Origin of the sequence: Lentzea flaviverrucosa, assembly GCF_003350445.1 — a bacterium.
Lineage (GTDB): Bacteria > Actinomycetota > Actinomycetes > Mycobacteriales > Pseudonocardiaceae > Lentzea > Lentzea californiensis.
Map to the genome: position 1 here is coordinate 520,220 of NZ_QQAU01000006.1, position 9,412 is coordinate 529,631.

10 protein-coding genes are annotated in these 9,412 nt (G+C 68.7%); 2 read left to right on the forward strand and 8 right to left on the reverse strand.

From position 1 onward, the window contains the following. Nucleotides 1-14: 14 nt before the first annotated feature. From DFR72_RS22240 to dxr, 4 genes are all read right to left on the reverse strand, one after another. On the reverse strand, nucleotides 15-866 hold the full coding sequence (locus tag DFR72_RS22240; RefSeq protein ID WP_090074191.1) for a GNAT family N-acetyltransferase: 852 nt from the start codon (nucleotides 864-866) through the stop codon (nucleotides 15-17). 149 nt (nucleotides 867-1,015) lie between these two features. Further along, nucleotides 1,016-2,146 (reverse strand): flavodoxin-dependent (E)-4-hydroxy-3-methylbut-2-enyl-diphosphate synthase, encoded by a 1,131-nt coding sequence (gene ispG, locus DFR72_RS22245; protein ID WP_036016096.1) that lies wholly within the window; start codon nucleotides 2,144-2,146, stop codon nucleotides 1,016-1,018. Nucleotides 2,147-2,196: 50 nt separating this feature from the next. Then, entirely contained in the window at nucleotides 2,197-3,408 is a 1,212-nt protein-coding gene (locus DFR72_RS22250; protein WP_245983303.1) for a M50 family metallopeptidase, read from the reverse strand. A gap of 7 nt (nucleotides 3,409-3,415) precedes the next feature. Next, nucleotides 3,416-4,546: a 1-deoxy-D-xylulose-5-phosphate reductoisomerase gene (gene dxr, locus DFR72_RS22255; protein ID WP_090074189.1), complete on the reverse strand. Its 1,131-nt coding sequence runs from the start codon at nucleotides 4,544-4,546 to the stop codon at nucleotides 3,416-3,418. 136 nt (nucleotides 4,547-4,682) lie between these two features. On the opposite strand from dxr, the gene DFR72_RS22260 reads away from it, so the two are divergent. Continuing rightward, nucleotides 4,683-4,949 carry a GlsB/YeaQ/YmgE family stress response membrane protein gene (locus tag DFR72_RS22260; protein WP_090074187.1) on the forward strand — a complete coding sequence of 89 codons (267 nt, stop codon included), beginning with the start codon at nucleotides 4,683-4,685 and terminating at the stop codon, nucleotides 4,947-4,949. A gap of 113 nt (nucleotides 4,950-5,062) precedes the next feature. Here the strand turns inward: DFR72_RS22260 and DFR72_RS22265 are convergent, their stop codons facing one another. The 4 genes from DFR72_RS22265 to DFR72_RS22280 form a co-directional block, all read right to left on the reverse strand. After that, entirely contained in the window at nucleotides 5,063-5,713 is a 651-nt protein-coding gene (locus tag DFR72_RS22265) for a response regulator (protein WP_089917510.1), read from the reverse strand. Continuing rightward, entirely contained in the window at nucleotides 5,710-7,314 is a 1,605-nt protein-coding gene (locus DFR72_RS22270; RefSeq protein ID WP_143087018.1) for a sensor histidine kinase, read from the reverse strand. The genes DFR72_RS22265 and DFR72_RS22270 overlap by 4 nt, the downstream gene beginning before the upstream one ends. A gap of 71 nt (nucleotides 7,315-7,385) precedes the next feature. Then, nucleotides 7,386-8,195: an ABC transporter permease gene (locus DFR72_RS22275; protein ID WP_090074183.1), complete on the reverse strand. Its 810-nt coding sequence runs from the start codon at nucleotides 8,193-8,195 to the stop codon at nucleotides 7,386-7,388. After that, entirely contained in the window at nucleotides 8,192-9,031 is an 840-nt protein-coding gene (locus tag DFR72_RS22280; RefSeq protein WP_245983308.1) for an ABC transporter permease, read from the reverse strand. The genes DFR72_RS22275 and DFR72_RS22280 overlap by 4 nt, the downstream gene beginning before the upstream one ends. 247 nt (nucleotides 9,032-9,278) lie before the next feature. On the opposite strand from DFR72_RS22280, the gene DFR72_RS47940 reads away from it, so the two are divergent. After that, the coding region (locus DFR72_RS47940; RefSeq protein WP_211335488.1) for a helix-turn-helix domain-containing protein at nucleotides 9,279-9,412 on the forward strand (134 nt) is incomplete at its 3' end.

Below are 9,412 nucleotides of genomic sequence, written 5' to 3' on the forward strand. Positions count from 1 at the left end.
GCGAGTATGCCCGTTCAGAAGAGGACAGTGGCGTATTGCCCGACTTGTTCGAATCCAATTCGCCGGTAGGCGGCCTGCGCCACGTGGTTGTAGCCGTTGACGTAGAGGCTCGCGGTCCTGTTGAGAACCCTGGTCAGCCGGTCGGCCACCGCCGCCGTGCCCGCCGTGCCGATGCCCTCGCCGCGGCGGTCCGGGCGCACCCAGACGCCCTGGATCTGGCCGACCTTGCTGGACATGGCGCCGATCTCGGCCTTGAAGACGACCTCGCCGTGTTCGAACCGGGCGAAGGCCCTGCCTGCGGCGATCAGCTCGGACACCCGCGCCCGGTAGCCCGCGCCGCCGTCCTCGGCGCACGGGTCGATGCCCACCTCCTCGATGAACATCGAGATGGCGGCGGGGAGGTAGCGGTTCAGCTCACTCGGGCGGACCTGCCGGACGTGCGGGTCCGGGGTGATCTTCGGGGCCGTCGAGATGGCCATCAGCGGCTGGTCCCCGCGGACCTCCCTGGCCGGGCCCCAGTCGGGCTGCAGCTCCTCCCAGAGGGTCAGGACCTGCTCGGCCGGACCGACGAGGCTCGAGCACATGCGGCCCCGGCGCCGGGCGCGGTCGGCGAACATGCGCATGGCCGTCGCGCCGCCCTTGAGCGGGATCAGGTTCGGCCCGGAGAAGCAAAGACCTTCCACCCTGCCCCTGATCGGCTTGGAGTCGGAGCCCCACATCTCGCCGCCCAGGCGCCACGGGTCGAGGCCCGCCACTTCCACCCGTGCCGCGACCATGCACGCCGCCACGGGGTCGTCGTCGAAGACCCCGCGCACGTCGATCAGGTCGCGCTCGTCGAGAACGCGAGCTCCGGCAAGCCTCAGCACGTCACCTAGCGTGCCAGATGGACCGCGTGTGTGGCATCAGCCAACAGTGCGCACCGACCGTGACGGTACGCACCCGCTCAACTGCACGCGGGGCCCTTTCCGTACCGACATGCAGTACGAAAAGCGCCCCGCGTGCAGTTCAAACGGCGTCAGCCGACGGTGACGGCCGGGGTGCCGCCTTCGACCGGTTCCATCTCCTCGGCGAGGCGCATGGCCTCCTCGATGAGGGTCTCCACGATCGCGTGCTCGGGCACGGTCTTGATGACCTTGCCCTTCACGAAGATCTGGCCCTTGCCGTTGCCGGAGGCGACACCCAGGTCGGCCTCGCGGGCCTCGCCGGGGCCGTTCACGACGCAGCCCATGACGGCGACGCGCAGCGGCACCTCCATGCCCTCCAGACCGGCCGTGACCTGCTCTGCGAGCGTGTACACGTCGACCTGGGCGCGGCCGCACGACGGGCAGGAGACGATCTCCAGCTTGCGCGGGCGCAGGTTGAGCGACTGGAGGATCTGGTGGCCGACCTTGATCTCCTCGACCGGCGGGGCGGACAACGACACCCGGATGGTGTCGCCGATGCCCTGGCGCAGCAGCGCGCCGAACGCCACGGCCGACTTGATGGTGCCTTGGAAGGCGGGGCCGGCCTCCGTGACGCCCAGGTGCAGCGGGTAGTCGCACTGCTCGGCCAGCAGTTCGTACGCGCGCACCATGACGACGGGGTCGTTGTGCTTGACGGAGATCTTGATGTCGTGGAAGTCGTGCTCCGCGAAGAGGGACGCCTCCCACATCGCCGACTCGGCCAGCGCCTCGGGCGTGGCCTTGCCGTACTTCTTGAGCAGGCGCGGGTCGAGCGAACCGGCGTTGACGCCGATCCGGATCGGGGTGCCGTGGTCCTTGGCGGCGGCCGCGATCTCCTTCACCTGGTCGTCGAACTTGCGGATGTTGCCCGGGTTGACCCGGACCGCGGCACAACCAGCCTCGATGGCGGCGAAGACGTACTTCGGCTGGAAGTGGATGTCGGCGATCACGGGGATCTGGGACTTGCGGGCGATCGCCGGCAGCGCGTCCGCGTCGTCCTGCGAGGGGCAGGCGACCCGGACGATGTCGCAGCCGGACGCGGTGAGCTCCGCGATCTGCTGCAACGTCGCGTTGACGTCCGACGTGAGCGTCGTCGTCATCGACTGGACGGAGACGGGGAACTCGCTGCCGACACCGACGTTGCCGACCATCAGCTGCCTGGTCTTGCGTCGCTCCGACAGCACCGGCGGCGGCAGTGCCGGCATTCCGAGCATCACGCCGTCACTCATGGGTTGTGCACCTTTCCGTGGATCACTTATTGCAACCTGATCGGGTTGACGATGTCGGCGGTCACGGTCAGCAGCGTGATGGCGCCGCCGATGAAGATGACCACGTAGGTGAGCGGCAACAGGCGCATGTAGTTGACCGGGGCGCCGGCGGGCTTCCCGCGCAGCTTCCTCACCCAGTCTCGCACCCGTTCGTAGAGGTTGACGGCGATGTGACCACCGTCAAGCGGCAGCAGGGGCAGGAGGTTGAACACACCGACGAAGAAGTTCAGGCCCGCCAGCATAAGGATGAAGAACGCCCACAAACCGCGTTCGGCGGCGTCACCACCCAGTCGTGACGCGCCCACCACCGAGATGGGCGTGTCGAGGTCTCGCTCTCCGCCACCGATGGCCTTGACCACGGCCGGGATGCGCTCCGGGAAGCGCATGAGGCCCTTCCAGGTGTTCACGAACATGTCGCCGGTGAACGCGATGGAGGCCGGGACCGCGGCGAGCGGGCTGTACTCGAAGTTCTGCTGCCAGGTGACGCCGATGGCGCCGACCTCCTTGACCTCGCGGCCGCCCTTGCCGTCCACCACCTCGCGGGTGACCTTCGGCACGTTCACCGTGAGCGCGACCTCTTTGCCGTCGCGCAGGACCTTGAACTCGGTCGGCCCGCTCAGTTCGCGGGTGACCGTGAGCATCTCGGACCAGGTCGAGATCGGCTTGCCGGCGATGGCGGTGACCTCGTCGCCGGGCTGCAGGCCCGCGTCCTTGGCCGGGGCCGGGGCGCCGGGCTGGCACGGCGCGGTGAGACCGACGGTGTGGTTCTGCACGCACGGCGTGATCTCGGCGAGGACCGGCTGGTCCTTGTTGTTCGGCAGGCCCAGCGTCATCGCGAGGATCAGCAGGATGAAGAACCCGAGGATGAAGTGCGTGATCGAGCCGGCGGACAGCACGACGACGCGCTTCCACACCTTCTGGTTGTAGAAGGCGCGCTTGCGGTCGTCCGGGTGCACCTCGTCCAGCGCCGTCATGCCGGTGATCTCGCAGAAGCCGCCTGCCGGGATCGCCTTCAGGCCGTACTCGGTCTCGCCCTTGCGGAACGAGAAGAGCTTCGGGCCGAAACCGATGAAGTAGCGGGTGACCTTCATGCCGTAGAACTTCGCCGTCAGCAGGTGCCCGAACTCGTGCAACGCGATGGAGACCGCGATGCCGAACGCGAACAGCAGCACCCCGAGGATGTTGATGAATGTGTTCACGGAAAGCTCAGTTCCTTCCAACCAGCTCGCGGGCACGTGCGCGTGCCCAGTCCTCGGCGGCCAGGACCTCCGCGACGTCCGCGGGGTCCTTCTGCCAGTCGTTCGCCTCGCCGAGAACCTGGCCGATGGTGTCCACGATCGACAGGAACGACGTGTGGCCGGCGACGAAGGAGGCGAGTGCCTCCTCGTTCGCGGCGTTGTAGATCGCAGGTAGGCAACCGCCAGCGGTGCCTGCCTGCCGCGCGAGCTCGACCGCCGGGAACGTGACGCTGTCCAGGGGTTCGAACGTCCACGAGGTGGCGGTGTCAAAGGTACAGGCGGGGGCCGCCCCCGCGACGCGCTCGGGCCAGGACAACCCCAGCGAGATCGGCAGCCGCATGTCCGGAGGCGACGCCTGCGCGAGCGTCGAGCCGTCCGTGAAGGTGACCATGGAGTGGATGATGGACTGAGGGTGCACCACGACGTCGACGCGGTCGTAGGGGACCCCGAACAGCAGGTGCGCCTCGATCAGCTCCAGGCCCTTGTTGACCAGGTTCGCCGAGTTGATCGTGACGACCTGGCCCATCGACCAGGTCGGGTGCGCCATCGCCTGCGCCACGGTGACGGCCTCGAGGTCCTTCCGCGTCTTGCCGCGGAACGGCCCGCCGGACGCCGTGAGCACCAGCTTGTGCACCTCGTCCGCGGTGCCGCCCCGGAGGCACTGCGCGAGCGCCGAGTGCTCGGAGTCGACCGGCACGATCTGGCCGGGCTTCGCCGCCTTCAGCACGAGCGGCCCGCCCGCGATGAGCGACTCCTTGTTCGCGAGGGCGAGCGTGGCCCCCGTCTCGAGCGCCTTGAGCGACGGCTCCAGCCCCCTGGACCCGTCCATGCCGTTGAGGACGACGTCCGCCGGGGCCGCCTCGATCAGGTCGGCCATGCTGGTCAGCGTCCGGACGCCGGGGACCTCGGCGCCGTTGGCGACGGCGACCACCTTCACGTCGAACTCCGCTGCCTGCTCTTTCAGCAGGTCGAGCTGACGTCCACCCGCGCCGAGACCGACGACCTGGAAGCGGTCGCGGTTGCGCCGGATGACGTCGAGCGCCTGGGTGCCGACCGAGCCGGTCGAGCCCAGGACCAGGACAGTGCGTGGAGTACTCATCGCCCCTCATTGTTCCGGAGAGTGCCTGAGAGCCTCGGCACAGCCCGCTACTTTGATAACGGAGTGGTTTTGGAGGTGTGAAGTCGCCAGTTCGGGGGCATTCCATCGGCGTCAAGTCGTTGGAAGGAGACTCTCCGTGGGCATCCTCGGATGGATCGTGCTCGGTCTGCTGGCAGGCGCCATCGCCAAGGCAATCATGCCTGGCAAAGACCCTGGTGGTTTCATCATCACGATGCTGATCGGCATCGTGGGTGCGATTCTGGGCGGCTTCATCGGATCGGCGCTCTTCGCGACCGACCTCGGTACGTTCTTCGACATCAAGACGTGGCTGCTGGCCATCGTCGGATCGCTGATCCTGCTGGGCATCTACCGCCTGGTGACGGGTCGACGCACGCACGCGTAGCCGCCACAGTCGTTTGAGGCCGTTCGGGTGGCACCCGTCGGGTTCACCGCACGGCACGCAAAGGCCCCGCGTCTCCTCAACAGGAGACGCGGGGCCTTTGCCTTCCCCGGAAGTCAGGTCGCGATGCCCGCGTCCCGCGCCAGCAGTGCCGCCTGGACGCGGTTCGTCAGGCCGAGCTTGGCCAGCAACCGCGACACGTAGGTCTTCACCGTCGCCTCGGACATGTGCAGCTTCGCGCCGACGTCGGCGTTCGACATGCCCTGCCCGAGCAGCGCCAGCACCTCGACCTCGCGGTCGGTCAGCCCCTCGACGGCCTTCTGGGCCTCCTGCCGCTTCGGCTGGCCGGACGTCGCCACCATGCCGACCACGCGCGACGTGACCATCGGCGACAAATAGGCCTCGCCGTTGTGCACCGCACGCACAGCCCTGAGGAGCTCCTCCGGCGCCGAGTCCTTCAGCAGGAACCCGGCCGCGCCGTCGGACAGCGCGCGCACGATGTTGTCGTCCTCGCCGAACGTCGTCAGCATGACGACCCGCACCGAAGGCGCCACGACCCGCAGTTCCTTCGCGCACGCCAGACCGTCCATGCGCGGCATGCGGATGTCGAGCACGGCCACGTCCACCCGGCGTTCGCGCACGATCTGCACGGCCTCGCGGCCGTCGCCGGCCTCCGCCACGAGCTCGATGTCGTCGGCGGTGCCGAGAATGGCCTTGATGCCGGCGCGCATCAGCGGCTCGTCGTCGGCGATGAGCACCCGGATCATTGACCTGTCCTCTGAACGTGGATCTTCTTCTCGACCAGCTTGCCGTCTCGGAAGCAGAAACGCACCACCCTGGTGCCCTTCGCGAGGTACGACTGCTCGTCGGTGATGTGGTAGACGCAGCGTGCGCCTGGTGGTTCGGGGCTGGCCTGGGACTTGCGTTCGCCGTCGGCGACCAGGGGTTCGTCACCGGCCGGGAGCAGCGCGAGCACGTCGGCCTCCGGCTGGCCCACCTCGATCCGGTCGAGGTTCTCCTGCGACACGACCTCGGTGACGGGCTGCGCGCCGAGGTAGGTGAAGCCGCCGATGATGACCGTCAGCACCACCGACGCCCCCGCGATCGAGCCGACGCCCGCCCACTTGCGGATGCCGCGCGGGGACTCGGTCTCGTCCTGCTCGTCCTCGGGCTCGTCGGGGAGCGGAGTCTCCTCGTACGGCAGCACCGCGGCGATGCGGAAGCCTCCGGAGGGCAACGCGCCGACGTGCAGGATGCCGCCGGCAACGCGGACGCGTTCGGTGAGCCCGATCAGGCCCACGCCCGGCGCCTGGACCGGCGACCCGTTGCGCGACGGGTTGTTGCGCACCTCCACGACCAGCGCGTCCGGCTCGTACTTCACCGTCACCTGCACGGCGGCGCCCGGTGCGTGCTTCGCGGCGTTGGTCAAGCCCTCCTGGGCCACGCGATAGGCCGCGTGAGAGACACGGGACGGCAACGGGTGTGCTTGCCCGCCGCGCACCAGACTGACCAGAACACCGGCCTTGCGCGCGTCGCTCACCAACGAGTCGATGGACTCCGCGGTCCGTGTCGCGGGGTCGTCGTCGGGACCGTCCTCGGCTCTCAACACGCCGATGATCGCCCGCAACTCCCCCATGCCGGTCAGTGCCGCCGAGCGCAGCACCCCGATGGCCTCGCGCTGCTTGTCCCCCAGCAACGGGTCCAGCGCCAGCGCGCCGGCGTGCACGGAGATCAGCGAGAGCCGGTGACCGAGGCTGTCGTGCATGTCCTGGGCGATGCGGCTGCGTTCGCGGAGGCGGACCTGCCGCGACAGCATCTTGTGCTCGACGCGCATGCGCGCCTCGCGGTCCTGCATGGCCTGCACCAGCGCCTCGCGTTGCGCCAGGTACCGGCCGACGAGGAACGGCAGCGCCACGCCCACGCCGAAGATCGTGACCAGGATCAGCATGCCGTAGACGGGTTCGATGTCGAGCGGCCGCTGGTCCCAGTCCCACAGCAGCACCACGACGACGAACGTGATCGCGGTCGACACGACGGCCTTGACCCACGACTCGATCCGGCGGCCCGCCGTGTAGCTCAGCACGACCATCATGGCGGGGCCGAAGAAAGGGATCGCCGCACCCGCGATCATGACCGTCGCCGGCAGCAGGTGCCGCAGCGGCAGCATCACCACGTAGACGGCGAAGTAGGCGACGAGCGTCCAGCCCGACGCCTTCGTCTCCGCCCACGGCCCCGGCCACAGGTCCAGCAGGAGCACGCCGACCATGACGAGCAGGTCGCCGGCGAGCCGCACCGCGGTCAGCGCCCGGAGCCGGGCCAGGGTGTCGGCGCGGAACGCCTCGGCCCTGGTCAGCACAGCAGTAGTCACGTTTTCAACCTACGAGACGTCCCATGTCCGCGCGGCACGCTGGAGTATCGAATTCCCGCGACGAAAGTTGACTACACGGCCAGCTTCGCGGCTGATCCCGCCTTCCTCGCCCGCCACGCCGCGATCACCACGCCGATGATCAACAAGAGCGCCGTCGCCGTGACCATCAACGTCGACAGCGCCACGACCTCCGGCGAGATCCCGCGCTTCGACGCCTGCGCGTAGACGAACACCGGCAACGTCGTCGACCCGACGCCGGTCAGGTAGGACGAGATCACCACGTCGTCGAACGACAGCAGGAACGCGAACGCCGCACCGGCCACCACCGCGGGCGCCACCAGCGGCAGCGTCACCGTCCGGAAGGCCACGAACGGCGACGCCCCGAGGTCGGCCGCGGCCTCCTCCAGCCGAACGTCCATTCCGGACACCCGTGAGCGCACCACGACCACCACGAAGCTCAGCGAGAACGCCACGTGCGCGAACAACAGCGCCCCGAACCCCAGAGGCACACCGGCGAGCCTCACGAAGAACCCCAGCATCGCCACACCCATGACGACCTCGGGCACCACCAACGGCAGCGACAGCAGCACCGTCCACAACCCGCGACCGGGAAACGCGCGCCGCAGCCCGAACGCCGCCAGCGTCCCGATCACCGTCGAGATCGCCGCCGACGCCAGCGCCAGCTGCAGGGTCAGCTGCAACGACGCGAAGACGCGCGAGTCGTTGAGCAACTCCGCGTACCACCGCAGCGAAAACCCGCTGATCCGCGACAACGACCGAGACGAGTTGAACGACGCGATGGCGAGCCACGCGATCGGTGCGTACAGGAACAGGAAGACCAAGGCCACCACGGCGCCGAGCGCCCACGGACGACGGTTCACAGCACGTCCTCCCCACGCCGCCCGCGCAGCACGAGCACGAACACCACCAGCACGAGCAGCAGCACCGCCATCGCCGAACCCAGCGGCCAGTTGTTGCCGCCGCGGAACTGGTCGTCGATCACCGACCCGAACGTCGACTGGTCCACCCCGCCGAGCAGCTTCGGCGTCACGAAGTCACCGGCCGCGGGCACCAGCACCAGCAACGACCCGGCCAGCACGCCGCTCATGACCCCTGGCAGCACCACGCGGAAGAACGTCGACACGCGCCCGTGCCCGAGGTCGTACGACGCCTCCACCAACCGCACGTCGAACCGCTCGCACGCCACGTACAGCGGCAGCACCATGAACGGCAGGAAGCCGTACGTCAGGCCGAGCACGACCGCGCCGTGGGTCAGCAGGAACCCGCCGTCCCGGCCCAGCCCGACCCACCCGAGCGCGGTGTTCACGAGCCCTTCGCCGTCCAGCAGCGCCTTCCACGCGTAGATCCGCGCCAGGTAGCTCGACCAGAACGGGATCAGCACCGCCGCGAGCAGCGCCGTCCGGTAGCGCCCGCCGTACCGCGCGATGAACCACGCCACCGGAAACCCGAGCAGCAGGCACGCGACGGTGGTGGCGCCGGCGTACAGCAGGGTCCGCCCGAAGATCGGCAGGAACGCCGGGTCCAGCGCGGTCCGGTAGGCCTGGACCGTCCACGGCAGCACGGCGCGGGCGACACCAGTGTGCCGCGTCGCGAAGCTGAACTGGACGACCACGACGAGGGGTGCGATCAGGAAGAACCCCAGCCAGAGGCCGGTCGGGGCGAGGAGGGCGTTGGCCTTCAGCCAGCGTCGGAGCACGGATCCACATCCTGCCAGTGACGTTCCTGGAAGACGAAGTTCGTTCGGCCGGATGAACACCTGCGTACCGTTGTGACCATGGGTGTTCGCCTGTCACTGACGGCGACATTCGTGCTGACCACGCTGTTCGAGGGGGTTCTGAACTGTTCGGTGGTTTGTGATCATGTGTGATCGAACGTGTTCGTCTGTGAGTGGGATGACCCTTCGCGTTGATGGGAACAGGTGTTCGGTAGGGTGATCGGGTGTCGTGCGTGATCCAGGCGTACCGGTACGCCCTGGACCCCAACCCGGCCAGGAGCAGGCGTTGCGGTCGCATTGCGGTGGTCAGCGGCGCGCGTTCAACTGGGGCCTGGCGCGGATCAAGGCGAACCTGGAGCAGCG

Excerpts from the sequence above, each read along its gene's own strand:
- dxr (WP_090074189.1), bottom strand. The coding sequence starts at position 4,546 with ATGAGTACTCCACGCACTGTCCTGGTCCTGGGCTCGACCGGCTCGGTC.
- ispG (WP_036016096.1), bottom strand. The coding sequence starts at position 2,146 with ATGCCGGCACTGCCGCCGCCGGTGCTGTCGGAGCGACGCAAGACCAGG.
- DFR72_RS22265 (WP_089917510.1), bottom strand. The coding sequence starts at position 5,713 with ATGATCCGGGTGCTCATCGCCGACGACGAGCCGCTGATGCGCGCCGGC.